General features: G+C 69.5%; 27 protein-coding genes. 15 read left to right on the top strand and 12 right to left on the bottom strand.

Going from position 1 to position 25,158, the window contains the following annotated elements; genetic code table 11:
- Nucleotides 1-9: 9 nt before the first annotated feature.
- Nucleotides 10-981, bottom strand: a complete 972-nt coding sequence (locus WBG06_RS20285; RefSeq protein WP_336738772.1) for a VOC family protein — start codon at nucleotides 979-981, stop codon at nucleotides 10-12.
- Nucleotides 982-1,022: 41 nt separating this feature from the next.
- Nucleotides 1,023-2,150: an FAD-dependent monooxygenase gene (locus tag WBG06_RS20280; RefSeq protein ID WP_336738771.1), complete on the bottom strand. Its 1,128-nt coding sequence runs from the start codon at nucleotides 2,148-2,150 to the stop codon at nucleotides 1,023-1,025.
- Nucleotides 2,151-2,265: 115 nt separating this feature from the next.
- On the opposite strand from WBG06_RS20280, the gene WBG06_RS20275 reads away from it, so the two are divergent.
- From WBG06_RS20275 to WBG06_RS20250, 6 genes are all read left to right on the top strand, one after another.
- Nucleotides 2,266-3,192, top strand: coding sequence for a LysR family transcriptional regulator (locus WBG06_RS20275; protein ID WP_336738770.1), 927 nt, complete (start codon nucleotides 2,266-2,268; stop codon nucleotides 3,190-3,192).
- Between the two features lie 122 nt (nucleotides 3,193-3,314).
- On the top strand, nucleotides 3,315-4,505 hold the full coding sequence (locus WBG06_RS20270; protein WP_336738769.1) for an MFS transporter: 1,191 nt from the start codon (nucleotides 3,315-3,317) through the stop codon (nucleotides 4,503-4,505).
- Nucleotides 4,506-4,524: 19 nt separating this feature from the next.
- Nucleotides 4,525-5,715 carry an MBL fold metallo-hydrolase gene (locus tag WBG06_RS20265; RefSeq protein ID WP_336738768.1) on the top strand — a complete coding sequence of 397 codons (1,191 nt, stop codon included), beginning with the start codon at nucleotides 4,525-4,527 and terminating at the stop codon, nucleotides 5,713-5,715.
- A 30-nt stretch (nucleotides 5,716-5,745) separates the two neighbouring features.
- Complete coding sequence (locus tag WBG06_RS20260) at nucleotides 5,746-6,819, top strand: FUSC family protein (protein ID WP_336738767.1); 1,074 nt, start codon at nucleotides 5,746-5,748, stop codon at nucleotides 6,817-6,819.
- Between the two features lie 47 nt (nucleotides 6,820-6,866).
- Nucleotides 6,867-7,574 carry an LppX_LprAFG lipoprotein gene (locus tag WBG06_RS20255; RefSeq protein WP_336738766.1) on the top strand — a complete coding sequence of 236 codons (708 nt, stop codon included), beginning with the start codon at nucleotides 6,867-6,869 and terminating at the stop codon, nucleotides 7,572-7,574.
- A complete protein-coding gene (locus WBG06_RS20250) occupies nucleotides 7,571-9,289 on the top strand; it encodes an MFS transporter (RefSeq protein ID WP_336738765.1) in 1,719 nt (572 codons plus the stop codon). The genes WBG06_RS20255 and WBG06_RS20250 overlap by 4 nt, the downstream gene beginning before the upstream one ends.
- On the opposite strand, the gene WBG06_RS20245 is transcribed toward WBG06_RS20250, so the two are convergent.
- On the bottom strand, nucleotides 9,286-9,834 hold the full coding sequence (locus WBG06_RS20245) for a DUF4188 domain-containing protein (protein ID WP_336738764.1): 549 nt from the start codon (nucleotides 9,832-9,834) through the stop codon (nucleotides 9,286-9,288). The two genes, WBG06_RS20250 and WBG06_RS20245, sit on opposite strands and share 4 nt — an antisense overlap.
- 44 nt (nucleotides 9,835-9,878) lie before the next feature.
- Here WBG06_RS20245 and WBG06_RS20240 point away from each other — a divergent pair, with 44 nt between their 5' ends.
- Nucleotides 9,879-10,556, top strand: a complete 678-nt coding sequence (locus WBG06_RS20240) for a MerR family transcriptional regulator (protein WP_336738763.1) — start codon at nucleotides 9,879-9,881, stop codon at nucleotides 10,554-10,556.
- A 51-nt stretch (nucleotides 10,557-10,607) separates the two neighbouring features.
- On the opposite strand, the gene WBG06_RS20235 is transcribed toward WBG06_RS20240, so the two are convergent.
- The 4 genes from WBG06_RS20235 to WBG06_RS20220 all read right to left on the bottom strand — a co-directional run bounded on the left by WBG06_RS20235 (nucleotide 10,608) and on the right by WBG06_RS20220 (nucleotide 14,244).
- Nucleotides 10,608-10,856 (bottom strand): hypothetical protein, encoded by a 249-nt coding sequence (locus WBG06_RS20235; protein ID WP_336738762.1) that lies wholly within the window; start codon nucleotides 10,854-10,856, stop codon nucleotides 10,608-10,610.
- 106 nt (nucleotides 10,857-10,962) lie between these two features.
- Nucleotides 10,963-11,106, bottom strand: a complete 144-nt coding sequence (locus tag WBG06_RS20230; protein WP_336738761.1) for a GPGG-motif small membrane protein — start codon at nucleotides 11,104-11,106, stop codon at nucleotides 10,963-10,965.
- Between the two features lie 86 nt (nucleotides 11,107-11,192).
- The gene (locus WBG06_RS20225) at nucleotides 11,193-13,205 is read right to left on the bottom strand and encodes a catalase (protein WP_336738760.1); all 2,013 of its coding nucleotides are present in this window, start codon (nucleotides 13,203-13,205) and stop codon (nucleotides 11,193-11,195) included.
- Nucleotides 13,206-13,281: 76 nt separating this feature from the next.
- Nucleotides 13,282-14,244 carry a glycosyltransferase gene (locus WBG06_RS20220; RefSeq protein WP_336738759.1) on the bottom strand — a complete coding sequence of 321 codons (963 nt, stop codon included), beginning with the start codon at nucleotides 14,242-14,244 and terminating at the stop codon, nucleotides 13,282-13,284.
- Between the two features lie 161 nt (nucleotides 14,245-14,405).
- Here WBG06_RS20220 and WBG06_RS20215 point away from each other — a divergent pair, with 161 nt between their 5' ends.
- The 3 genes from WBG06_RS20215 to WBG06_RS20205 all read left to right on the top strand — a co-directional run bounded on the left by WBG06_RS20215 (nucleotide 14,406) and on the right by WBG06_RS20205 (nucleotide 15,775).
- Nucleotides 14,406-15,215, top strand: a complete 810-nt coding sequence (locus WBG06_RS20215; RefSeq protein ID WP_336738758.1) for a sigma-70 family RNA polymerase sigma factor — start codon at nucleotides 14,406-14,408, stop codon at nucleotides 15,213-15,215.
- Nucleotides 15,216-15,290: 75 nt separating this feature from the next.
- Nucleotides 15,291-15,515, top strand: coding sequence for a hypothetical protein (locus tag WBG06_RS20210; protein WP_336738757.1), 225 nt, complete (start codon nucleotides 15,291-15,293; stop codon nucleotides 15,513-15,515).
- The gene (locus WBG06_RS20205) at nucleotides 15,512-15,775 is read left to right on the top strand and encodes a hypothetical protein (protein WP_336738756.1); all 264 of its coding nucleotides are present in this window, start codon (nucleotides 15,512-15,514) and stop codon (nucleotides 15,773-15,775) included. The genes WBG06_RS20210 and WBG06_RS20205 overlap by 4 nt, the downstream gene beginning before the upstream one ends.
- Before the next feature lie 186 nt (nucleotides 15,776-15,961).
- On the opposite strand, the gene WBG06_RS20200 is transcribed toward WBG06_RS20205, so the two are convergent.
- From WBG06_RS20200 to WBG06_RS20185, 4 genes are all read right to left on the bottom strand, one after another.
- Complete coding sequence (locus WBG06_RS20200) at nucleotides 15,962-16,288, bottom strand: plasmid stabilization protein (RefSeq protein WP_336738755.1); 327 nt, start codon at nucleotides 16,286-16,288, stop codon at nucleotides 15,962-15,964.
- 1 nt (nucleotide 16,289) lies between these two features.
- Nucleotides 16,290-16,433 carry a hypothetical protein gene (locus tag WBG06_RS20195; RefSeq protein WP_336738754.1) on the bottom strand — a complete coding sequence of 48 codons (144 nt, stop codon included), beginning with the start codon at nucleotides 16,431-16,433 and terminating at the stop codon, nucleotides 16,290-16,292.
- A gap of 29 nt (nucleotides 16,434-16,462) precedes the next feature.
- Nucleotides 16,463-16,969: a sigma-70 family RNA polymerase sigma factor gene (locus WBG06_RS20190; RefSeq protein WP_336738753.1), complete on the bottom strand. Its 507-nt coding sequence runs from the start codon at nucleotides 16,967-16,969 to the stop codon at nucleotides 16,463-16,465.
- A gap of 186 nt (nucleotides 16,970-17,155) precedes the next feature.
- Complete coding sequence (locus tag WBG06_RS20185; RefSeq protein WP_336738752.1) at nucleotides 17,156-17,776, bottom strand: helix-turn-helix transcriptional regulator; 621 nt, start codon at nucleotides 17,774-17,776, stop codon at nucleotides 17,156-17,158.
- Nucleotides 17,777-17,938: 162 nt separating this feature from the next.
- Here WBG06_RS20185 and WBG06_RS20180 point away from each other — a divergent pair, with 162 nt between their 5' ends.
- Both WBG06_RS20180 and WBG06_RS20175 read left to right on the top strand, forming a co-directional pair.
- The gene (locus WBG06_RS20180) at nucleotides 17,939-18,511 is read left to right on the top strand and encodes a hemerythrin domain-containing protein (RefSeq protein ID WP_336738751.1); all 573 of its coding nucleotides are present in this window, start codon (nucleotides 17,939-17,941) and stop codon (nucleotides 18,509-18,511) included.
- 68 nt (nucleotides 18,512-18,579) lie between these two features.
- On the top strand, nucleotides 18,580-18,777 hold the full coding sequence (locus WBG06_RS20175; protein WP_336738750.1) for a hypothetical protein: 198 nt from the start codon (nucleotides 18,580-18,582) through the stop codon (nucleotides 18,775-18,777).
- A gap of 18 nt (nucleotides 18,778-18,795) precedes the next feature.
- Here WBG06_RS20175 and WBG06_RS20170 read toward each other — a convergent pair whose 3' ends face one another.
- The gene (locus WBG06_RS20170) at nucleotides 18,796-20,817 is read right to left on the bottom strand and encodes a M3 family metallopeptidase (RefSeq protein WP_336738749.1); all 2,022 of its coding nucleotides are present in this window, start codon (nucleotides 20,815-20,817) and stop codon (nucleotides 18,796-18,798) included.
- A gap of 141 nt (nucleotides 20,818-20,958) precedes the next feature.
- Between WBG06_RS20170 and WBG06_RS20165 the strand changes: the two genes are divergently transcribed.
- The 3 genes from WBG06_RS20165 (at nucleotide 20,959) to WBG06_RS20155 (ending at nucleotide 25,149) form a co-directional block, all read left to right on the top strand.
- The gene (locus tag WBG06_RS20165; protein ID WP_336738748.1) at nucleotides 20,959-21,453 is read left to right on the top strand and encodes a beta-class carbonic anhydrase; all 495 of its coding nucleotides are present in this window, start codon (nucleotides 20,959-20,961) and stop codon (nucleotides 21,451-21,453) included.
- A 34-nt stretch (nucleotides 21,454-21,487) separates the two neighbouring features.
- Nucleotides 21,488-22,288, top strand: a complete 801-nt coding sequence (locus WBG06_RS20160; RefSeq protein WP_336738747.1) for an ABC transporter ATP-binding protein — start codon at nucleotides 21,488-21,490, stop codon at nucleotides 22,286-22,288.
- A gap of 251 nt (nucleotides 22,289-22,539) precedes the next feature.
- Nucleotides 22,540-25,149, top strand: coding sequence for an ABC transporter permease (locus tag WBG06_RS20155; RefSeq protein ID WP_336738746.1), 2,610 nt, complete (start codon nucleotides 22,540-22,542; stop codon nucleotides 25,147-25,149).
- The last annotated feature ends 9 nt before the right edge of the window (nucleotides 25,150-25,158 follow it).

The raw sequence follows: 25,158 nt of genomic DNA, 5'->3' as shown, positions 1-25,158 counted from the left end.
TCACGGGGCTCAGACCGGCGGGGCAACGAAGACGCCCTTGTCCGGGTCGTTGAAGGACTTGCCGGCGACCAGCTCGTCCATCGGGTTGGCGGTGCCCCACTGGTCGGTGACGTCCGGGTCGCTGAAGTCGTAGAGGTGCGGGTGCCAGCTGTCCTCGACGAGCTCCTCGAGCTCGGTGGTGTATTCGATGGTGTTGCCGTGCGGGTCGAGGAAGTAGCTGAAGGTGTTGTTGCCGGCCAGGTGCCGACCCGGTCCCCAGATCTTCTCGACGCCGGCGCGCATCAGCCGCCCGGTGCCGCGCATGTATTCGTCCAGGCCGCGCATCTCGAAGGAGGCGTGGTGCAGCGCGACGTGCGGCCCGCGGGCGATCGCGAGGCTGTGGTGGAACCGATTGGTGCGCAGGAACCACATCACCGAGCCCATCCGCGGATGGGTCAGGGTGTCGGAGAGCGCGAAGCCGAGGTGGCGCTGGTAGAACGCCACGGTCTCCTCGGGATTCGGCGAGTTGATGACGACGTGGGACAGCTTGACCGGGACCGACTCCCCCTCCTCGATCTGGCGATGTTGACGCACGGCAACATCGCAGGAGACCTCGACCGTACGTCCGTCGTTGTCGAAGAAGCGGAAGCCGTATCCGCCGCCCGGGGTCAGGACGGGGCCGGGCTCGCTGACGAGCTTCACCCCGGCACGGCCGAGCCGCTCGGCCATGGCGTCGACGTCGGCCGGGCTGGCCGCACCGAACGCGATCAGGTCCAGCCGCTTGTCGTCAGCGCGACGCAGGCGCACGGAGTAGTGCTCCGGGGAGCCCTCCGCGGCCAGGAACGCCAGGCCGGAGTCGGTGGTCTCGGCCTTGAGCTTCCAGGTGTTCGTGTAGAACTCCAGCTGCCGCTCGTAGTCGGGCACGGCCAGGTCGACGTGGCGCAGGTGGGTGATCAGCCGCTCGGCCGGCGGGGTCTCGACGGTGGGGTCGATGATGGTCACGGGGTTCTCCTTCATGAGGCAGATTTCGCGAGGTAGGTGGGTCAGGCCGGGTCGGTGACGAGTGCGGCGACGCCGGCTATCAGGCCGGGTACGTCACCGCGCTCGTGCGCCTTCAGCCAGGTGCAGAGCTGGAGCGAGGCCTCCACGACGGTCTTCGCGCGCGGCAGTCGGCGCTCGATGAACGCGGGCCAGACGGCGTCCAGATCGTCGAGACCGGTGAGGAGCTCGGCGAGCACGGCGGCGTCCTCGAGCGCCTGGGCAGCGCCCTGGGCAAGCGTCGGAGGGCAGCTGTGAGCGGCGTCGCCGATGATCACGACGCGGCCGCGGTTCCACGGGCCGTCGACGACATGACTCTCGAAGTGGGTGTGGTTGACCCGCGCGGCGTCGGTGAGGGAGGCGCGGATCTCGTCCCACGGCCCGTGGTAGGCCTCGGCCAGCTCGCGCATCACCGCCAGCCCCTCCTCGGGCGAGAGGCCGGTGCGGTCCTGCGCCGGCTCGACGATGTAGGCGTAGAGGCTGTCCGCGGAGGTCGGGCAGTAGCCGGCGATGTAGGACGGCCCGCCGTAGTAGAGATCGGTGCGGGTGACCTCGGCCGGCCTGCCGGTGAACGTTCGCCAGATCCCCATCCCGACCGGCTCGGGCTCCACGTCGATGCCGATCGCCCGGCGCGTCCAGGACCGCACCCCGTCGGCGCCGACGACGAGGTCGTAGCGCCCGTGCGACCCGTCGGCGAAGGCGACCTCGACACCCGACTCATCCTGCTCGATGCCGGCGGGGGCGACCCCGAAGCGCACCTTGGCACCCGCCGCGACGGCCCGGTCGAGAAGGATCCGGGCGAGCGTGGGGCGGTACATCCCCATCGTCGCCGGCAGGTCCGGGCCGCCGGTGCGGTGGTCCTCCATCTCGACCAGCAGGCTGCCCGTCGGGTCGGGCGCGCGCAGCCCGAGGGTGTCGTAGCCGTAGCCCTCCGCGCGCACCTGCTCCCACACACCGAGGCCGCGCAGCACCCGCAGCGCATTTCCCTGCAGGGTGATCCCGGAGCCGAGGGCGGACAGGTCCGGCTTGGCGTCGACGAGGTCGACCGAGACGCCCTGCTCGGCGAGCAGGATCGCGGTAGCCGTCCCGGCGGTTCCGGCACCGATGACGAGAACCGAGCTGATGGCGGGCATGAGATCTCCCTGGATATGCGGGGGTGGAGTGACGAGCACCACTCTGGGCGAGCGAGCACTATTCAGGAAGAGCGGATTCCCTATCCTCGCCATACACCGCGTTTATAGTCGGGCCATGGCCACCGACCCCCTGCGGAACCTCGACCTCAACCTGCTGCTCTCCCTGGACGCGCTGCTCGAGGAGCGCAACGTGACCCGGGCAGCGGAACGGCTCGGACTGAGCCAGCCGGCAGTCTCGGCCGCACTGCGGCGACTGAGGCGCCACTTCGGCGACGAGCTCCTGGTACGCATCGGCAACCGCTATGACCTCACGCCGCTGGCGGCCCAGCTGCGCGGCGCCACGACGACTGCCCTCGCCGGAGTCCGGCGGGTCTTCGAGGCCGAGCCAGGCTTCGATCCCGCGATCTCCACCCGCGAGTTCACCGTCGTCGCCTCGGACTACTCAACGACCGTCCTCGGCGACCATCTCGCCACCGAGCTCGCCCGAGAGGCCCCGGGCGTACGCCTACGCTTCCAGCTGCAGACCCGCGGCGATGTCGACCACGCACCGGAGTCGCTGCGCCACGTCGACGGGATGGTGCTGCCCCACGGCTTCCTGCGGGACCTGCCCGCCGTCGAGCTCCACACCGACGGGTGGGTGCTGGTCGTGTCTGCGGACAACGACCACGTCGGCGAGGAGATCACCCTGGATCAGCTCGCCGAGATGCCGTGGGTCGTGACCCACCTCGCCCCGACCGCCTTCACCCCGGCCGCACGCCAGCTCAGCATGATCGGCGTCGAGCCCGACGTCCACGTGGTGACCGAGACGTTCCTCCCGGTTCCGTTCCTGGTGGCCGGAACGCCTCGGGTCGCCCTGTTGCAGCGCCAGCTCGCGACCAGACTGGCGAGCTCCGCCGGCGTACGGATCTTGGAGTGTCCCTGGGACGTGGTCCCGCTGAAGGAGGCCTTCTGGTGGCATCCCGCCCACCGCGTCGACCCGGCCCACGCCTGGCTGCGGCGGATGATGAAGCGAGCCGCGGCCCAGCTGGGCCGAGCAGACTGACCACCGACTATCGACGGCGCTGATACCCGACAGAAGCAGGTTTGGCTTCCGCAATACCTCCCGGATCTCCCACGATTCTGTGACTGCTGTCACAACGTCTCGGCCTGATCCAAGGGAGACCCATGCTCGACACCACCACGCCATCGCGGCGCGCCGGACGCCCACAAGGCTTCCTGCTCATGTTCATGAGCTGCCTGCCGGTCCTCGGCGCCGTGCTGCTCGCTCCCGTCCTGCCCCGGATGCAGGACCACTTCGGCGACAGCGGCGCGGCGACCGCGCTGGTGCCGCTCTCGCTCACCGTCCCGGCACTGATGATCGCGCTGCTGGCACCGTTCGCGGGCAGCATCGTGGACCGGTTCGGACGCAAGCGGCTGCTGCTCACCGGCCTGGCGGTCTACGCCGTCTTCGGCACCGCACCCCTCTGGTTGGAGGGACTGGGCCCGATCGTGCTCAGCCGGATCGGCGTCGGCGTCGCGGAGGCCGCGATCATGACCTGCTGCACCACCCTGATCGCCGACTACTTCTCCGGCACCGAGCGCGACCGCTGGCTCGGCCTGCAGACCGTGTTCGCCTCCCTGTCGGCGACCGTGTTCTTCGCTCTCGGCGGCGCGCTCGGCGCGCAGGACTGGCGCACCCCGTTCTGGCTCTACGCCTCCAGCCTGCTCTTCCTCGCCCTCGCCGCGGCGCTGCTCTGGCAGCCCGCCGGCGAGACCGCCGGGTCTCCCGAGCGCGCCCCGCTCCCGCCGCTTCCCGTCCGCACCTTGGCGGTGCCGTGCGCGGTCACCCTCGTCGGCGGCATCGTCTTCTACACCCCGATCGTGGAGCTGCCCTACGTGCTCGACGCAGCCGGGATCACCGCGGTGCCCGTGATCGGCGCGTTCACCGCGCTCGCCTCGCTCGCGACCGCAGGTGGTGCGTACGCCTTCGGCCGGATCTCCGGCCGCGGCACCGCCACGCTGCTGCCGATCGCCTTCGGGCTGGCCGGAGCCGGCCTGATGGTGCTCGGTGCCACCTCGCTGGTGCCGGTCATCGTGCTCGGCGCGGTGGTCGCCTCGGCCGGCACCGGCCTCATGCTGCCCACCCTGCTCGTCTGGGCACAGTCCGAGCTCACCTTCGAGCAGCGCGGGCGCGGCACCGGCCTGTGGACGGCTGCCCTGTTCCTCGGCGAGTTCGTCTGCCCGCTCCTCGTGGTCGTCTTCACCGGCGTCCTCGGCGGACTCGGCGCCGCAGTCGCCCTCGTCGGAGCCGTCGCCATCGTTCTCGCCCTTCTCACCCGTCGCATCCTCACCCGCGACGTGGCCGTTCCCGCCTGATCCAGGAGACCGATCACCCATGTGTCATGTGCTCAACGAGGCCGTCGCCTCCCTCCCGACCACCGACCGCCGCAGCCTGCTGTCGATGGTCGGCCTCGGAGCCGTCGGCGCGGTGGCCGGCTCGGCCCTGCGTACGCCCGCGGCGGCCGCCGCACCCACGTCCGCCCGCCGCCGCCCGAAGGCCCGCACGCGGGTCGTACTGCTCGGCACCGCCGGCGGCCCGGCCGTGCTCGACGGCGGCCGGCACGGGGTCTCGACCGCGATCGTGTTCGAGGACAAGGTCTACGTGGTCGATCTCGGCATCGGCGCCTTCGGCCGCCTGCAGCAGAGCGGCCTGGCCCCCGACACCGGGCTGGGCTCGGCGCTCTCCCGGGTGCGCGGGATCTTCTTCACCCACCTGCACAGCGACCACACGGTCGACTGGCCCACGACGTACGCGATCGGGTCGATGAACATCGTCGGCCGCTCCGGTGGGCCGGTCCAGGTCTTCGGCCCGGGTGCCCGCGACACGCTCACGCGGGTCTTTCCGCCCACGCGTCCGGCACCGGGCCTGGTCAGCCCGGACGAGCCGATGCCCGGCATCTCCTCGATGACCGGCCATCTGCGCAACGCCTTCGCCCAGGACTTCAACGACAGGCTGCGGGACAGCAACTTCCCCGACCCGGACACGCTCTTCGAGGTCCACGACATCGACCACTCGGCGGTGTGGAGCATCGACCCGGAGGGTGTCCCGCCGCGGCTCGAGGCCCCGATCGACGTCTGGAAGGACGGCGAGGTGACCGTGACCGCGACGCTGGTCGACCACCATCCCACCGCCCCGGCGTACGGCTATCGCTTCGACACCCCGGACGGCTCGGTCGTGGTCTCCGGCGACACCTGCGTGAGCCAGAACCTCATCGACCTCGCCCGCGGCGCCGACGTCTTGGTCCATGAGGTGATCGACCCGGAGTTCGTCGAGCGGCTCGTCGCGTCTCTGCCGTCCGAGACCGCTGGACCCGTCCGCAAGCACCTGCTCGAGTCGCACACGACCATCGAGCAGGTGGGCCGCGACGTCGCCGAGCAGGCGGGCGTCGGCACCCTTGTCCTCTCTCATCTCGTCCCTGCCGACAACCCGTCCTCACGGTGGCGACAGGCCCGCAGGGGCTTCTCCGGGGAGCTGGTCGTCGGTGAGGACCTCGATGTGATCCCCATCGGCACCACGACGTCATGAACGGGAGTCCCCGGGGGTACCGGGGCTTCCATGCTCACCCTGGGACGTGCGGCTCGCCTCAAGGCTCGTCGGCTTCCGTGGGGTCCGGCCCTGACGACGGCGGCGGCAGGGGCCATCGCCTACTGGATCGGCGCCGTCTTCCCCGGGCCGGCCGGCGAGTTCCCCTACTACGCGCCCCTGGGTGCCGTGGTGGCGATGTCCTCGACGGTGATGGGCTCCGTACGCCAGTCCGTCCAGAGCGTCGTCAGCATCTGGCTCGGCTCGGGGATCGCGCTCGCGGTCGGGGCGGTGCTCTCCCCCAGTCCCGTGACCGCAGCTCTGGTGATCGCGGTGGGGACGCTGGCGGGGACCTGGCGCTGGCTCGATGACAGCGGTCACTGGGTGCCGACGGCCGCCCTGTTCGTGCTGATCATCGGGACCGAGGACCCGGTGGCGTTCGTGAGCGCGTTCGGCGGGCTGACCCTGATCGGGGCCGCGATCGGTGTCGCGATGACAGTGCTGTTCCCGCGTCTGCCGCTCGCGCCCACGGCACGGGCGATCGACGACGTACGCGCCGAGGTGCTCGTCCAGCTCCGGCGGCTGGCCCGTGCCCTGCAAGGAGACCGACCACCGACCGCGAACGAGTGGAGCGCCTATCGGGCACGGCTCGAGCCGGCGGTGCAGAACATGCGTGCCGCACGGCAGCTCGTCCTCGAGGCCTCCCGCGTCAACCGGCGGCGGGAACGTCACCGGCAGCACCTGGACAGACAGCTCGAACAGGCAGCGAGCCTGGAACGGGTGTGCTTCCTGGTCGAGGAGCTGACCCAGCTGTTGGAGGAAGAGGAGCGGGCGGGCAACGATCTCGTCGGGCTCGGCCCCGAGCTGCGACCGCAGACGGCGCAGACGCTGCTCGCTCTCGCCGACCTCGTCCAGTCGGGCGACGGCCGGACCGTGGACCCGGAGGTCAAGGCGGACGCACAGGACGCCCTCGCCACGCTCGTCCGTCAGATCCATGACGTACGCGCGGGCGAGTCCACCGATGACGAGCTCTTCACCGCCGGCAGCATCGTCACCACGATCCGACGGTGCCTGGAGACTCCGCGCCCGGTCAGCGTCGCCGATTAGGCCACCTCGACACCACGAAGGTTGCGAAGCGTGGCATTCTGACCCGCATGCCCCTGAGCCTGCCACGCTTCGCCTTCGCTCTCGTCGCCCTCCTGGCCGCGCTTCTCGTGATGACCTCCTGCGGCGACGAGGACCCGACCAAGGGACGTACGCCGCAGCAGGTGCTCGCTGCGGCCCAGAAGAACCTCGACGAGACGAGCGGGATCAACTTCTCGCTGGCCTCCGACGACCTGCCGGAGGGCATCACGACCCTGAAGGCCGCGACCGGCACGCTGACCCGCGAGCCGGCGTTCGAGGGCAAGCTGACGGTGCCGGTGATGGGGGTGGAAGCGCAGGTCGACGTGGTGTCGGTCGACGGTGTCGTCTACGCCAAGCTGCCGTTCACGACCTCGTTCCAGGAGCTCGACCCGGCCGACTACGGGGTGCCGGACCCGGCAGCGCTGATCGCTCCGGAGGGCGGCATCTCCTCGCTGCTGTCGGCCACCGAGGACGTGAAGGCCGGCAAGTCCGTACGTGGCGGCGCCGACAACGACGAGATCCTCTCGACCTACACCGGCACGCTCCCGGACACGGCCGTCCAGAAGATCCTCGCCGGAGCGGCCGGCGACTTCGACGTCACCTACATCATCAACGACTCCGACGAGCTCACCGAGGCCACCATCACGGGCCACTTCAGCGGTGAGGGCGAGGCTGCCTACTCCTACACCATCGAGGTGACCGAGTACGGCGTCGAGAAGGAGATCACCAAGCCGTGAGAGCGGTCCTGTGGCTCGCCGCTGTCGCGGTGGCCTTCGCCGCCGCGGACACCTACGTCGTCGTGCTGGCGTTGCCGGACATGATGGCGGGCGTCGGGCTCTCGATCGAGGAGCTCCAGCGCGCGGCGCCGCTGATCTCCGGCTTCCTGCTGGGGTACGTCGCGGTGCTGCCGCTGATCGGACGGCTCGCTGACCTCCTCGGCCATCTGCCGGTGCTCGTCGGTGGCCTGGTGGTCTTCGCGTTCGGCTCGTTCCTGACGGCGCTGTCGTGGGACCTCGCGGCGATGGTGGTCGGCCGGTTCTTCCAAGGCCTGGGTGGCGGCGCGCTGGTACCGGCGACCCTGGCACTGGTCGCGGTCCTCTACCCGGCTGAGCGCCGAGGCGTGCCGCTCGGGCTGGTCTCTGCCGTCCAGGAGCTCGGCTCGGTGCTCGGCCCGCTCATCGGAGCGGCCGTGCTCGCGGTCGCGGACTGGCGAGCGATCTTCGTGCTCAACCTCGTGGTCGGTGCCGTCCTGGCGGTGGCGATCCAGCGTCTGGGCCGCTCGGACGCGGTCCGAGGCAGCTCGCGTCGGCCGGACCTGGTCGCGCTGGCGCTGCTGCTCATCGCCGGCGCGGCGTACGTGCTGCTCGCGGTCGAGCCGACCGCCCTCGTCCAGGACCTGACCTGGGGCGCGCTCTATGTGCCCGCGGCCGGGTCGACGCGTTGGCTGACACCGCTGGGCCTGGTCACGATCATCGCGACCCTGGGGTGTCTGGTGAAGTGCGGCCTCCGGCCAGGCGTACGCAGCGTGCTCGGCCGGATCGCCGCCGAGGTCGACCTTCTCGGGGCGCTGCTGCTCTCGATCGCTCTGGCCGGGGTGATCCTGGCCTTCGCGACCGCCGACCCCGAGGTGGCGGTCTTCTCGGAGCAGGGCGTCTGGTATCTCGTCGCCGGCGGGCTGGCGCTGCTCGGTTTCGTCTTCCACCTGCGCCGGGCGCAGGACCCGATCGTCCCGCGCGGCGCGTTCGCCCGGACGCCGGCGTGGGGCTCGGTGCTGATCTCGTTCTTCGTCGGCGCCGCGCTGGTGGCCGCACTGATCGACGTACCCCTCTTCGCTCGCACCACGATCTACGGCGACAGCCAGCTGAAGGCGGCCCTGGTGCTGCTGGAGTTCCTGGTCGCGCTGCCGGTGGGTGCTGTCGCGGGCGGCTTCCTCACCCGGCGGCTGCCGGCGGGCGTGATCGCCGGTGGCGGGATGCTGCTGGCCGCTGTCGCGTTCGTGTTCATGGCCCGCTGGGACGCGGACGCGCTGCGCTCGGCGTCAGCCACCGTCGTGCTCGTCGCCGGCGGCCTCGGCTTCGGCCTTGCGCTGGCGCCGGTCAACGCCGCGATCCTGGCCACGACCGAGCAGTCGATGCACGGGCTGACCACGTCCTTCACCGTGGTGGCCCGGATGGTCGGCATGCTGGTCGGCATCTCCGCGCTGACCACGGTCGGCCTGCGCAGCTACTACTCAGCCCAGGCCGACCTGCCGTCGCTCTCTTCGGTCTGCACCGGCGGTGGGATGTGCGAGGAGTATCAGGACCTGCTCATCGGGGCGGCCATCGCCCAGGAGCACACCGTCTTCGCGGGGGCTGCGGTCTGCGCCTGGATCGCGGCACTGCTCGCCGTGGTGCTGCTGCGGGGCGCACCGACCCGGGCGCTGTCGCCGAGCGAGACCGTCACCGCACTCTAAGGCGTCTCGACGTACTCCGGGCGGGTGGATCCCATCCGCTCGTGGGTCCGGTTCCGTTGCCCGGCCGACCTCTCGACCACTCCGAGCGCGGCACCGAGACCGAAGGCCGGCATGTTGCCGTACAACGTCTCGACCTGATCGGCGGGCACCCGGTAGGTCTCGTGCCAGATCCCGATGTCGCCGGTCGAGGCCGCACGCCGGTTGAAGGCTGCCCACGCGGGAGCGTGCGTGAGCGACGGGTCCTTGGCGAACCGGCCGAGGTCCTCGACGCTGCGCCAGTACTGCACGGTCAGCAAGACTCGGCCCGACCAGTAGCTGCGCGCGGAGAGCATCCCGAGATCCGGGTTCCTGGCGAGCTCGGCGAGCATCCGGGGCATCCCGACGAAGACCGGGAACCAGCTGCGCACCTTGTGCCAGCGATGGATGCGCATGCCGATCAGGAACACGACGACCTCGTCGGTGACGTCGGCGACGCTGTGCCCGGGCGTGACACCGACCGGCACGTTCTTCGGAGCCTCCCGGTAGGCCCTTGCGATCTTGGACATCCCCGTCTCCCTTACTGGATAGTTGCAATATCTAGTCTAGGATAGTGCTCCTATCCAGCAAGCCTGTCAACTACTTCCACGGAGGCACGATGCGGATCTCCGAGCTCGCCGACTCCACCGGCGTGAGCGTCGCGACGATCAAGTACTACGTACGCGAAGGCCTCCTCTCCCCCGGCAGAAAGCTCTCCGAGCGCTTGGCCGACTACGACGACCAGCACGTACGCCGCCTGCGCCTGCTCCGGGTGCTGCGCGATGTCGGCGCGGTCCCCGTCGGCGCGCTCAAGGCGCTTGTCGACGCCACTCAGGACCGCAGCGCGTCGGTGCACGACATGTTCGGCAAGGCCTGCGACGCACTCCGCACCGAGACCACGGTCCCCGAGACCAGCGACATCCATCTCCGCGAGCTCGCCGACCAGATCGTCGATCGGGCGGGGTGGACGAAGGTGAGGCCTGACGCACCCGAGCGCGACCACCTCGCCGGCATCATCAGCGTCATCCTGGACAGCGGCCTCCCCACCGACCCCGAGGGCGCGGCGACCTACCTGCCTCTCGTGGATGCCCTCGCCACCTACGAGCTCGACCAGATCGACGCCACCCAGGACCGCGAGGCGATGATGGAGCAGATGGTGGTGGGCCAGGTCGTCCTCGGAGAGTTCCTGCTCTGCCTGCGCCGGCTGGCACATGAGCACCACAGTGCCCTGCGTTTCGCCGAGCGCCGCTGACCCAGCCGCCCGGTCCTGCAGGCGGCGGCACCGCTCACGACCGGCGCGCGGTCAGGAACCGCTGGTGACACGATCGCTCACGCCCGTGACGCCCACCGCGTGGGCACAGTGGGCGCAGCAGAACATGTGCTGCTCGTTCTGCACCCCGTGACCGAGGATGCGGGTGCCGCAGTTGACGCACACCGGGGCGATCAGCGGCACCGCACACTCGATCGAGTCGAAGACGTGCTGCTCACCCGAGGCCGTGGTGACCTCGAAGCTTCCGTCGTACTCGTTGCCGCACGTGACGCACTTACCCATGGTCTGTCCTCTCGTTGCCGTTGACCGGACTTCACACCAGTCACTTCACCCTGGACACCGCGCGGCCCGGGGCCCCCAGGAAAGGGCGCACCGGGCCGCACGGTTTCTAGGTGAAGATGCTCACTCCGCCGGGGCCGACCAGCAAGCCGACCACGATGAGTACAGCTCCCCATAGGATTTGGCCACGGACCAGCGACACGATGCCGCTGATCACCAGGACTGCCGCGATCAGCCAGAGAATTAATGCCATTCGGATCTCACCTCGGTGTGTAGTTGTGGTGGGGAAGCCCCTCGGTACCCGGTCAGGCCGACCCGTATACCCCCTGACGGCAAACATCAGGAGAGCGCGAACCTCTCCCACGACCGGTGCGCGCCCAGCAGGTCAGGAAGCTCGGCGGCCACCGCGGAGCCGGACTCCTCGGCCTTCACGCCGGGCGCCGGGACCGCGATCCCGGCGGTGGCGACGGCCTCGGCGCCGCTCCCCCAAGCCAGCAGGGCCTTGCCGTGCCGGAAGATCTCCTCCACCAGCAGCATCACGTGCGGGTCCGAGGCGACAGCGCCCGCACCGTCGGCGAGCACGAGCGCGTCGAACTCGACGGAACGAGCCGTCGCGAACGTACGCTGCACGGCGAGCTCGCCGCCGAGCGGAGCCGCCGTCGGTGCGATCAGCAGCGGCATCATCCGGGACCCGAGGAGCGCGGAGCGCAGCCCGTCGACCTCGTCGACCGCACTGTCCGGACCGACGAGGATCCCGACGGTCCGCCCGTCCGGCGGGAAGGAACCACCCAGCATCGACAGCGCCGGGCTCGGCTCCGGGTCGGCCAGCTCGTCGGTCGGCGAAGGTGCCGGCAGCCCGAGGGCCTTGGCCACGCCGCCGCAGAGGTCCGGCGCGATCTCGGCCAAGCACTGGAGCTGGCGTTCGCGGATCGCGGTCTCGTGGACCTTGCCCAGCTCGAAGGAGTACGCAGCGATGATGTGCTGCTTCTCGACCGGCGTCATCGACTGCCAGAAGAGCCGCGGCTGGCTGAAGTGGTCGTCGAACGAGGCCGGCTGCGCGCGCTGCTTGACCGTCTCGGGCACCGTGACCGGGTTGTCCAGGAAGGCTCCCTCGGGGTCACCGGCCAGGAACGGGCATCCGCCGTCGAGCGAGTTGGGGTGGTACGGCGCCACCCCGTCGTGCACCTCGTGCTGGTGGAACCCGTCGCGCAGCATGTCGTTGACCGGCGCGTGCGGCCGGTTGACCGGGATCTGGTTGAAGTTCGGCCCGCCGAGGCGGGTCAGCTGGGTGTCGACGTAGGAGAACAGCCGCGCCTGCAGCAGCGGGTCGTCGGTGACGTCGATGCCGGGCACGAGGTTGCCGACGTGGAACGCGACCTGCTCGGTCTCGGCGAAGAAGTTCGTCGGGTTCCGGTCGAGCACCAGCCGGCCGATCCTCTGGACCGGCGCGATCTCCTCGGGGACCAGCTTGGTCGGGTCGAGCAGGTCGATCCCTTCGTACGTCTGTTCCGGAGTGTCCGGGAAGACCTGGATCCCGAGCTCCCACTCGGGGTAGGCGCCCGCCTCGATCGCGTCGGCCAGGTCGCGGCGGTGGAAGTCCGGGTCGAAGCCGCCGAGCATCTGGGCCTCCTCCCAGAGGAGGCCGTGAACGCCGAGCTTCGGCTTCCAGTGGAACTTGACCAGGCTGGTCTCCCCCGCGGCGTTGACGAGCCGGAAGGTGTGCACGCCGAAGCCCTCCATCATCCGGTAGGAACGGGAGATGCCGCGGTCGGACATGTTCCACAGGGCGTGGTGCTGGGCCTCGGTGTGCAGCGAGACGAAGTCCCAGAAGGTGTCGTGCGCGGACTGCGCCTGCGGGATCTCCCGGTCGGGGTGGGGCTTGCCGGCGTGGATGACGTCGGGGAACTTGATGCCGTCCTGGATGAAGAAGACGGGCATGTTGTTGCCGACGAGGTCGAAGGTGCCCTCGTCGGTGTAGAACTTGGTCGCGAACCCACGGGTGTCACGGACGGTGTCGGCGCTGCCGCGGGATCCCAGCACCGTGGAGAACCGCACGAAGACGGGGGTCTGCCGGCCCTCGGCCAGGAACCCGGCCCTGGTCACGGACTCGGCGGTCCCGTACGCGGTGAAGGTGCCGTGCGCGCCGGCACCGCGGGCGTGGACCACGCGTTCCGGGATCCGCTCGTGGTCGAAGTGGGTGATCTTCTCGCGAAGATGGTGGTCCTGGAGCAGGGTCGGGCCGCGTTCGCCCGCCTTGAGGGACTTGTCGGTCTCGCGCAGGCGCACACCGCCCGAGGTGGTCAGCCACTCGGTCTGCTGCTCGGGGGCGCCGGGGCTCGGCGTGTCAGTCATAGCGGTCCTTCGTTCGGGGACAGAGCTCGTAGTCCCGTACCCGCGCCGCGATCCGACATGCCCGGCCGGCCCTCCCTCACCTTCCGCAGCCGTCGGCGACCCAGCGGAGCACGTCGTCCCACTCGTCGAGGAACCGCTCCAGGCCGTAGCGCTTCCGGGCGTGCCGACGCCCGATGAGACCCGCCTCCTCGGCGACGTCGGGATCCTTCATCAGATGACGCACGGCGGGGACGATCTCGTCGCGGCGGGTGGTGACGAAGCCGGCCTCGTGCGGCACGGCGAGCGGGGTCTCGGCCATGGCCAGGGCGACGACCGGCATGCCGAGGTGCATCGCCTCGATCAGGGAGAGGCTCAGCGAGGTCCAGCGGTTGAGGTGGACGTACACCCGTCGTCGCGGGAGGTGGTCGTGCAGATCCTGCTGCGACAGGTTCTCGTATGTTCGCAGCCCGTCGTACGCGGGCAGGTGCTCGACCTGCCTGCCGAAGACGTCCGCGCCGACACCCTCGGACAGCGCCGGGAGCAGGTCGGCGCCGACCGAGCGGCCTCGGCGTACCGGATCGTTGACGACCAGCCCGGCACGCTCGATGTCACCGGTGTAGCGGCGGCCGGGGTCGACGATGCCGTGCTCGATGACCGTCGTCGGCGTGCCGCTGCAGTCCCACAGCAGGTCGTTGAAGCCGGTGACGTGCACGATCGGGACACCGCCACCCGCCATCGGGTGGCGAACGTCCGGGACCGCGCCGACCGGGGTGTCGTGCTCCACGTAGACCGCCGATACGTCGCGGCCGGGGCGCCGCCCACCGAGCCACCGCTCAGCCAGGTCGACCTCGTGCGGACGCTGGAGGACGACGACGTCGACCTCCTCGTCCGCCAGCGCCTCGATGCTCACCTCGCGGACCGATGCCGGCCACTCCCAGGTGCTGCTGCGGCCGAGGCCGTCCGGGCCGCGCTCGGGGGTGACGGGGAGCAGATAGTCATGGCGACCGTGCACGAACGACGTCGTCCAAGTGCCGTGCACGTGCCAGATCAGGATTCTCATTCCCTGTCGGTGCCCGAGAGGGCTGTCTGTGATGCGGCCGGGCGGGAAAGTCGCCCGACACTCACCCACAAGGGTGATGCCGACCCCGCAGACCCACACCCACGGGGGTGAAGTTGACGGCGAAGCCGTTGGAACGCGCTCGATCCGGGCACTACCTGAACATGACGACGACGACTTTCGAGACAACGACGGCTTTCGAGACCGACCTACCCCGGGCCGAGCGGCAGCGTCTGACCTCAGAGCTGTTGGCGAAGGCACACCGTGCTGAAGGTGAGGAGAAGGACCGGCTCCTCGAAGAGGTGATCCTGCTCAATGCAGCGGTCGCCCGCTCGATCGCGCACCGCTACACCGGCCGGGGCATCCCGCGTGCCGATCTCGAACAGGTGGCCTACATCGCGTTGGTCAGGGCGGCGAAGAGCTTCCATCCCGACCGCGCCGACGATTTCCTCACCTTTGCCGTACCCACGATCAGGGGTGAGGTGAAGCGTTGGTTCCGCGACCACGGCTGGACCGTGCGGCCCCCGCGCCCGATCCAGGAGCTGCAGAGCACGTTGCTGCGGATCGGCTCCGAGCGGGGCACCCTGCCCACCGCCGAGCTGGCCGAGATCGCCGACGTCCCGGAGCAGAAGGTACGTGAGGCGCTCGACGCCCGTGGCTGCTTCACCCCCACCTCGCTGGACGCCCCGCTGCGCCCGAACGACGCGCAGTCCTCGGACGCCACGATCGGCGACATGCTTCCGGGTATCGACGGTGGCCTGGGTGACTGCGAGACCCGCCTGGCACTGGAGCAGGCGATCAGCGGACTCTGCCCGCGCGACCAGCTCGTGGTGAGGCTGCGCTTCCTCGAGGACCGTAGCCAGGCGGAGATCGGCGAGGCGATCGGCGTCACCCAGACCCAGGTCTCCCGGATCCTGACCCGGATCATCGACGAGCTGCGCGGGCAGCTCGAAGACGTAGGCATCGCCGCCTGACTCACCAGACCCGCATGACCCGTGTCCGTGACGGGTACGGGACCGACAGCCGACTACGACATCAAGGAGACTGGCATGACGTACTCGACGATCACCGGCGAGCGCGACGACACCGCCCAGCGCTCGCTGTGGAACGGTACGACGCCCAAGACCAGGTGGCAGGAGTCGTCCTGGGGCAAGCGGATCGCGGCGGTCGCCGCATTCGTCATCCCGGTCGCGATGACCGTCGCCACCGCCGTCATCCGCAAGAAGGGCACCGACGCCCTGCTGCGAAAGTTCAAGGCGGGTGAGAAGAAGTGAGGAAACGCAACCTCGTCACCTTCGCCCTCGGTGGCGCCGCCGGCTACGTGGTCGGCCGCTACCCCACCGCGACCTATGAGAAGCTGCGCGATGGTGCCGGCATGACCGTCGGTCTTGCCCGCGAGCGGATCGGCGTCATGGCCGACACCTTCCCGCTGGGCCGGAACGGCGATCACCGCGCCCCGACCACCCAGCCGGCCGCCGATGACGGCGTCGCCGACCGGACCTCGACGGCGTACGTCTCGCGGCCGCATCCGTAGTCGCTCGAGCATCGAGACCGATAGGCCTATGGGGGGTCTATCGGTCTCGACGTTTTCGCTGTCGGTGATGATGCGGGTTCCCAGTTCCAGCAATGACCGATGGTCCCAGACGTACGCGCCCCTCTACCGACTAGTAGAGAGGCGCGTACGTCTGGGATCTGGCCGGGCCTCGCGGCCCGACAAGGCTCAGCGCCCGACAGCCTTCTCGAGCTCGGCCTTGTTCATCTTCGAACGTCCCTTGATGTTCTTGTCCTTGGCCTCTTCGTACAGCTGGGCCTTGGTTCGCCCGCCTGGGCCGCGGTGGCTGCGCAAGCCACCGCGGCGGCCTGAGGAGATGTCCTTGGTCGAGGTGCGGCTGCGCTCGCGGGACTCACCTTCGCGGGCACGCTCCTTGTTGACCGTGCGAGCCGCGATCTCCTCGGCGGTGTCCTCGTCCTCGCCCCGGTCGAGCAGACCTTCCTTGATGTGCTCGTACTGGCGTTCTCGCTTCTTGCTCCAGGCACGTTGCGGCATCTCAGCCCCTCCTGTTCGGCTGGTCGAGGCGCTCGTCGTCCTCGGCGACATGCTTGTTCCGTCTGGCGTCGTAGAGCCAGGCGGAGATGCCGACCAAGACGACGATCACGCCGATCACGGTGAAGACGATCACTGGGGTGCTCATGGGGATCCGGTACCCGCTGGTCGCGATGTCTACGCGGCGACGGCCGTGCGCATTCGGCGGAGGATCCGTGCCAGGGATCGAGACACCTGAGCCTGGGTGGCACCGATCCGGTCGCCGATCTCGGACTGGCTCAGGCCGTCGACGAAACGCAGCTGCAGGATCATCCGGTCGGTCTCCCCGAGGTCGCCCATGGCCTGCTCCACCAGCATCCGCGCCTCCGCACGGTCGAAGCCGGGGTCGGGCTCGCTGAGCTGCTCGATGAGCGAATCATCGTCCCTTCCGGGGCGTACGCTCCGGTCCAGCTCACGGAAGCAGTGGCGGATCTCGCCGGTGGCCATCGGTACGGCATAGCTCAAGAACTCACCTTGCGCCGGGTCGTAGCGGCGCGCAGCCTTCACCAGCCCGATTCTCGCGGCCTGTCGAAGGTCGTCGACCTCGACGCCACGGCCGGTGTAGCGAGCAGCCAGGGAGCGCGCCACCGGGAGGTGACGTACGACAAGGTCCTGCTGAGACGAAGCGTCCGGCGTGGTGTCCATGGCCCGAGTCTGTCGCGTGAACCGGCGATTACCTCGTGTTCGCGAGAGAAATGGCCCCCAGGGGTGAGCCCAACCCCCACAGCGCACTCACCCCTGAGGGTTAGAACCGCGGTCCCGGGTCCGTTGCCGAGACCGCGGCACCGACAGCGCGGTCGTGGTGTCACCCCCATGCCGAAGCAGGGCCAGTCACCCAGACCGTTCTGTCGATAAGTTATCGGTAACCATCCGGGCACCCACGGATGCACCCGACTCCGAGGAATTCTCGTCGGGCGGTGCGAATCCGTGCGTGATCGCCCAGCTGACCGCCTGGCTGCGGGTGGTGACCTCGATCTTGCGGTAGGCCTGCCGAATGTGGCTCTTGAGCGTGTTTCCGCTGACCACGAGCTTCTCGGCGATGTCCTTGTTGGACAGTCCCTGGGTGATCAGCGCGAGCACCTCGACCTCGCGGGTGGTGAGCCCGGCGACCGTGCCGAGCCGGTCCTCGCGTTCCTCGAGCGGCTCGCCAGCGGCGGTGAGCTCGATGGCGCGGACCAGCTCGCCGGCATGCACGCTCATCGAGACCCATGCCCGCGCGCCCAGCGAGTAGGCCTTCGCCCGGAGGTCGGGGCGCATGTCGCGGCTGAAGATGAGCACCTTGGCGTCAGTCTCCTGCAACAGATGCACCAGATCCGAGCCGTCGGCCAGATGCAGGCCCAGGGTGTCGTAGAGGATCACGTCGACCCCGGGTGCCCGGCTCCGTACAGACGGAAGCGCTGCCACGACCAGTCGGTCCGGATAGTCCGCGAGCATGGTGGTGAGCCCGCGCATGACAACTTCTTGCGGGCTTACCACCGCGACCCGCAGAATCCCCGGCCTCATCACTCCTGAACCCTCTCAGATCGGTGGGCGGTTGGACAGGTGTATGGGCACAACACGCCGTGGGTACCAGGGCCGATGTCCATCCAGACCCCCATGAGACAGGAGCAAACCGTGTCCCACGTGACCGAAGACCTCAAACAGGCCTCCGAGCTACCCGAGGGCGACGTGGTCAGGATCCTGCTGCACCAGCACGCCGGCATCCGCCAGCTCTGCGCGACCGTGGGGAACTCCGAGGGCCCGGCCAAGCGCCAGGCGTTCGACGACCTCCGGGTCCTGCTCGCGGTGCACGAGACCGCCGAGCAGCTCGTCGTCCATCCGGTCGCCTCGGTGCACGGTGGCGAGACGCTCACCAGGGCGCTCACCGCCGACGAGCAGGAGGCCAGCGAGATGCTGGCACGGCTCGAGGACGCCGGCGTCGACAGCCCCGAGTTCGACGAGAGCTTCCCCATCTTCCAGATCGCGGTCGAGCAGCACGCCGAGGAAGAGGAGCGAGTCGAGTTCCCGCTCCTCCTCTCCATGCTCGACGAGACCGCCCGGCACACGATGGGCAAACGACTGTCGGCGGCCGAGATGGTCGCGCCCACCCGCCCCCATCCCGGCTCGGCCGGATCAGTGCCCAAGCAGCTCGCCACGATGCCGTTCCACTTCATCGTCGACCGCGTGAAGGACGCGCTGGGCAAATAGCGACGTGGCACAGTGGGTGCCGAGGAACATCGACGACATCATCGAAGTCTTCAGACGGGAGCACAACCATGGTCGAGAAGGAAACCCAGGACCCCCAGACCGGCGCCGACGAGAGCACCGAGGCCCCGATCCCCTTCCCCACCCCGGAGCGGGTCGAAGAGGAAGGCGCCGAGCGCGATCGCCAGGACGAGACCGAGGAAGAGACGTTCCCCGCCAGCGACCCGCAGTCCAGCTGGGCAGGGCCCGCTGACCCGCGGGACCGCTGACCCGGGTCTGCGGGAGCCTCAGGCCAGGCCCCGACGCTCCAGCAGCGGAGCGATCGGGGCCGGCCGGCCGCGCCACTCCGCATAGGACTCCAGCGGGTCGCGGGTGCCGCCGATACCGATCACATAGCGGACGTACGACTCGCCGTTCTCCCTCGTCAGGCCGCCGTTCTCCCGGAACCACGCCACCGTGTCGGCGTCCAGGACCTCCGACCAGATGTAGGAGTAGTAGGCCGAGGCATAGCCGCCGAAGATGTGCTTGAAGTAGGCCGTGTAATAGCGCGACCGCACCGCCGGGTTGTCCAGGCCGACCGCCGCGAGCGCGGCCGCCTCGAACTCCTCGACCGCCTCCGGCGAGGTCGGTACGTCACCCGGGGCCAGCTCGTGCCAGGCCAGGTCGATGAGAGCAGCGGCCAGGTATTCAGACGTCGCGAACCCCTCGTTGAACGTGGAGGACGCCTCGAGTTTGCCGAGCACGTCGGCCGGGATCGGCTCGCCGGTCTCGTAGTGCACGGCGTAGTTGGCGAGCACCTCGGGCCAGAGCATCCACATCTCGTTGACCTGCGACGGGTACTCGACGAAGTCGCGGTAGACCGAGGTCGCCGCGAACCGCGGGTAGGTCGCGCGCGCCAACAGCCCGTGGAGCGCGTGTCCGAACTCGTGGAAGAGGGTGTTGACCTCGTCGAAGGTCAGCAGCGTCGGCTCCCCCGGCGCCGGCTTGGGAACGTTGAGGTTGTTGGTCACGATCGCCGATGGCTCGCCCAGTAGCGTGTTGGCGGTGACGTAGGAGTTCATCCAGGCACCGCCCTTCTTCGAGTCTCGGGTGTAGAGGTCGAGCAGGAAGAGCCCGATCGGCTCGCCGTCGCGCGAGACCTCGAAGACGCGCACCTCGGGGTGATAGCCCTGCAGGTCGGGCCGCTCCTCGAAGGTCAGGCCGTAGAGTCGACCGGCGGCGAAGAAGACACCGTCGCGCAGCACCCGGTCGGCCTCGAACCACGGCCGCAGGACGGCCAGGTCGACGTCGTACTCCGAGGCCCGGACCTTCTCCGCGTAGTAAGGCCAGTCCCAGGCCTCGATCGGCCCGCCCGCGGACGCCTCGAGCGCGGCCTGCTCGGCCCGGGCGTTGCGAGCCGCCGGCGCGGCCAGCCGCTCGAGCAAGTCCCGGACGGCCTTGGGAGTGCCGGCCGTGTTGTCGGCCGTCACCAGCCCGGCGTAGCTGTCGAACCCGAGCAGCTGCGCCTTCTCCGCCCGCAGCCGCAGCGCGTCGAGCGCGATGGAGCGGGTGTCGTTGTCGTTGCCGCGCGAACCGCGGGCGAGCTGAGCCTCGAACAGCCGCTGCCGCAGCTCCCGGTTCTCCAGCACGGACAGGTAGGGGTGGGCGGTGAACAGGGTCAGCGTGATCAGGAACTTGCCCGCCAGCCCGCGCCCCTCGGCCGCCGCCGCGGCCGCGGAGATCTCTCCCGGGGTCAGCCCGGCGAGCTCCTCGACAGTGTCGACGACCACGGCGAGGTCGTTGGAGTCTGCCTGCGCCGCCTGCCCGAACGCCGCCTCCAGGGCGGAGATCTCCTGGTTGAGCTCACGCAGCCGGGCCTTCTGCTCCGGGCCCAGCGCAGCGCCGGCGAGCACGAAGTCATGGTGGTAGCGCTCGACCAGATAACGGTCCTCGCCCTCCAGCGCGTCCCGGTTCTCGTAGACGGCATTCACCCGCGCGAAGAGCGCGTCGTCGAGGAGCAGCGCGTCGTGGTGGGCCGCCAGCCGGGGAGCGTACGCAGCATGGAGCTCGTCCAGGGCGTCGGAGGAGTCCGCGGAGAGCAGCGAGAAGAAGACCCGCAGGACCCGGTCCAGCCGCTCTCCGGACCGCTCCAGCGCGACGAGGGTGTTCTCGAACGTCGGCTCCTCGGGGGACGACGTGATCGCGCTCAGCGCTGCCAGCTGTTCGGTCATCCCCTGCTCGATCGCCGGACCGTAGTCGTCGATCGCGATGTCCGCGAAGCGGGGCAGTCGGTGGGGCAGGTCGCTGGGCTCGAGTAGGGCGTCGATCATGCCGCCAGCTCCGTTGACGAGAGCGGAGAATACGCAACTGGCGGCATGTGGCTGATGGTCGTTCGCTGGCGCTCACTCATGGCGCGCACGCTATCTGACACGGGTCGATGCCGTCGCCGCGATATCGGCTACCTTGACACCATGTCCGACTTCGATGACCTGCTTGCCGCGAACCGCGAATATGCCGACAAGTTCGACGACGGAGGCTTTGACGGCGTCGCCCACGCCGGCGTGGCGATCGTGACCTGCATGGACTCGCGCATCGAGCCGCTCGCCATGCTGGGCCTGGGCCTCGGTGACGCCAAGATCTTCCGCAACCCCGGCGGCCGGGTGACCCCGCAGGCGATGGAGGCACTGGTGCTCGGCGTGCACCTCCTCAACGTCAAGCGCATCCTGATCGTGCCCCACACCCGCTGTGCGGTCGCCTCCAACACCGACGCCGAGCTTCGTGCCAAGCTCGCCGAGTCCGCCGGCAAGGACGCCTCCTGGCTCCACCTGCCCATCACCGACGACCAGGTCCGCGCGCTGGCCGAGGACGTCGCCAAGGTCCGCTCGCACCCGTTCGTTCCCGAGGACGTCAAGGTCGGCGGGTTCATCTACGACGTCGACACGGGGCTCCTGAACCAGAAAATCTGAAGCGCGCCAACCACCTGTAGGCGAGAGTTGTGGCGTGAGCCTCACAGACCCTGCACAGCAGGACCCGCCGCAGCGTGAGATCGCCGCCCAGGCGATCGATCTGCACAAGACCTACGGGAAGGGCGCCGCGGAGGTCCGCGCGCTCGACGGAGTGAGCCTGGACCTCTACGCCGGGCAGTTCACCGCGATCATGGGCCCGAGCGGCTCGGGCAAGTCGACGCTGATGCACTGCCTGGCCGCGCTCGACAAGCCCACGACCGGTGAGGTGATCGTCGGCGGTCGCAAGCTCGGCAGGCTGCGCGACCGCCGCCTCACCGAGCTGCGTCGGGACAAGATCGGGTTCGTCTTCCAGGCGTTCAACCTCGTCCCGACCCTGACCGCGCAGGAGAACATCCTGCTGCCGCTGTCCCTGGCCCGGAAGAAGCCGGAGAAGGAGTGGTTCGCCCAGGTCATCGACACGGTCAACCTCCGCGAACGACTCGATCACAAGCCGAGCGAGCTCTCCGGCGGTCAGCAGCAGCGGGTCGCCTGCGCCCGGGCCCTGGTCTCCAAGCCCGACATCGTCTTCGCCGACGAGCCGACCGGCAACCTCGACTCCACCTCGGCTGCCCAGGTGCTCGACTTCCTGCGCCACAGCGTCGATGACCTCGGCCAGACCATCGTCATGGTCTCCCACGACCCGGTCGCCGCCTCCTACTGCGACCGGGTGGTCTTCCTGGCCGACGGCCGCATCGTCGACGAGCTGGCCACGCCGAGCCGGGAGCAGATCCTCGCCCACATGGCCGACCTGCAGGCTCGGGCCATGGGACTGGACCCGATCAGCGAAGGCGCGTGAGGATGAGCGAGCGTCAGCGAGCGAACCACACGCACAACTCGCCGCCGCCTCCGTACTCTGGCGCTTGCGCAACGGAGGTGGCGACGTGAGCGAGCGTCAGCGAGCGAACCACATGAACACCACGCCGCCGCCTCCGTACTCTGGCGCTTGCGCAACGGAGGTGGCGACGTGAGCGAGCGTCAGCGAGCGAGCCACATGAACATCACGCCGCCGCCTCCGTACTCTGGCGCTTGCGCAACGGAGGTGGCGGCGTGCTACGGCTGACCCTGCGCAACCTCGCCGCGCACAAGGTGCGCCTGCTCATGTCGACGCTCGCGATCGTCCTCGGCGTGGCGTTCCTGGCCGGGGTGCTCACGTTCTCGCACGGGCTCGACCGCACGTTCTCCGGAATCATCAACGGCTCCACGCCCGACGGGCAGGTACGTCCCGTCAGCAGCGCCTCCGCGACCGAGGCCACCCGCCCCGGTGGTGGCGGCGAGGCCACGCTGGCACCGGAGGCCATCGAGAGGCTGCGTACGCTGCCGGAGGTCGCCCGCGCCGACGGTGTCGTCCAAGGCGCCGGGCTCTACGTGCTCGACACCGACGACAAGCTGGTCAACAGCTCGGGCGCGCCGACGCTGGCCTTCAACCACACCGGCACCCCCAACCTGCTCGGCGAGCCGATGCTCGAGCTCGAGGAGGGCAGCTGGCCGGCGACGACGAAGGAGCTCGTCCTCGACAAGTCGACCGCGGAGAAGGCCGGCTATCGGGTGGGCGACGCGGTCACTCTGATCGCGCCCCAGGGTGAGACCCGGCGCTCGGTCACCCTCACCGGCATCGCCGCCTTCAACGGAGGCGGCACCGCCGGCGCCCAGCTGCTCGTCTTCAGCACGGCCGGAGCGCAGGAGCTGTTCACCGAGGGCAAGGACGTCTACTCCGCGGTCTCGCTCACCGCCGCGCCGGGCGTCAGCCAGAAGGAGCTGGCCGAGGCCGCGAACACCGTCGTCCCGAAGGGCTTCGAGGCGATCACCGGCAACGAGGCCGTCGCAGAGTCCGAGGACGCCATCGGCGACTTCCTCGACGTGATCTCGGTCTTCCTGATCGTCTTCGCCGTGATCGCGGTGATCGTCGGTGCCTTCATCATCGTCAACACCTTCTCGATCCTGATCGCGCAGCGCTCGCGCCAGCTGGCGCTGCTGCGGGCCCTGGGCGCCTCACGACGCCAGGTCACCGTCTCGGTGCTCTTCGAGGCCCTGGTCATGGCGCTGATCGCCTCCACCATCGGCGTCCTCGCCGGCTGGGGGCTGGCCCACGGTCTGGCCGCCGTCTTCCGCCAGGCCGGGCTGGAGATCGCTTCCGACGTTCTGGACCTGACCCCACGCACCATCGCGATCTCCTACGCCGTGGGCGTCTTCGTCACGCTTGCCGCCGCGCTCCTGCCTTCGCGGCGGGCCGCGAAGGTCCCGCCGGTGGCGGCCATGCGCGAGGACACCCAGCCTCCGGCCAGATCCACCGCCCTGCGTACGTCGGCGGGGCTCGCCCTGCTGGTCGCCGGCCTCGTGCTCGCGGCGATGCCGCGGATCGGGATCCCCGAGATCCGCCTGCCCGGAGGGTTCGAGGTGCCGACGAGCCCGGCGCTGTGGGTGGGCGTCGGCGCGGGCGTCTCGATCCTCTCGGTCGCCTGGATCAGCGCGTTCCTCGGACGCCCGGTGCTCGCGGCGCTGCGTACCGTCTCGGGTGCTGTCTTCGGGATGACCGGCAAGCTGGCCGGCCAGAACGCGATGCGCGACCCGCGGCGCACCGGCGCCACCGCCTCGGCACTGATGATCGGGCTGGCGCTGGTCTCGCTGATCGGGGTGCTCGCCGCCTCCATGAACGCCTCGATCTCCGACGTGGTCGAAGACGAGTTCAAGCCCGACCTGATCGTGCAGAGCCCCACCTTCACCCCGTTCCCGACCTCCATCGGTGACGAGATGGAGCAGGTCGAGGGTGTCGCCACCGTCTCCCGTTCCCAGATCGCCCAGGCGGTCGTCGGCAAGGTGGACCTGCAGAACCCGAAGAAGAACGAACCCGCCTTCCTCTTCGGCGTCGACGAGCACATGCCGCAGATCTACGATCTCGACGTGCTCAAGGGCAGCGACGACGTCAAGCCCGGTCAGGTCCTGGTCACCGAGGAGACCGCGAAGGAGCACAAGTGGCAGCTCGGCGACCGTGTCGACCTGACCTTCCGCAGCGGCCGCCAGCTGCATCCTCGGATCAGTGGGATCATCGCCAAGACCCAGGTGACCGGGGACATCACCGTACGCATCGAGGATCTCGCCGAGGCCAAGGTGCCGCGGGAGGACGCCTCGCTCAGCATCCTGCTCGCTCCGGGAGCCGATCCGGACGTCGTCCATGAGCGTCTCGACGAGCTCGTCGCGGACCGTCCCGTGGTCGCGGTGCAGGACAAGGACGAGTTCGCCGAGTCGATCAAGGGTCAGGTCAACCAGCTGCTCTACATGATCTATGGCCTGCTCGCGCTGGCGATCGTGATCGCGGTGATCGGCATCGTCAACACCCTCGGCCTGAGCGTCATCGAGCGCACCCGTGAGATCGGCCTGCTCCGGGCGATCGGGCTCTCGCGCGGCCAGCTGCGCCGGATGATCACCCTGGAGTCGGTGACGATCGCGGTGCTCGGCGCGGTCCTCGGGCTCGCCCTCGGGGTGCTCTTCGGCGTACTGCTGCGCGACGCTCTGCGCGACGACCTGACCAGCCTGTGGGTGCCCCTCGACCAGCTGGCACTCTTCCTCGGCGTCGCCGTGGTCGTCGGTGTCCTGGCCGCGCTCCTCCCCGCCATCCGCGCGGGGAGGGAGGACGTCCTCAAGGCGATCGCCACGGAGTAATCTTGCGGA

This window comes from Nocardioides sp. CCNWLW239 (assembly GCF_037137035.1).
Lineage (GTDB): Bacteria > Actinomycetota > Actinomycetes > Propionibacteriales > Nocardioidaceae > Nocardioides.
Note: the sequence above shows the minus strand (reverse complement) of the source record. Positions and strands in the feature narration are given on the sequence as shown.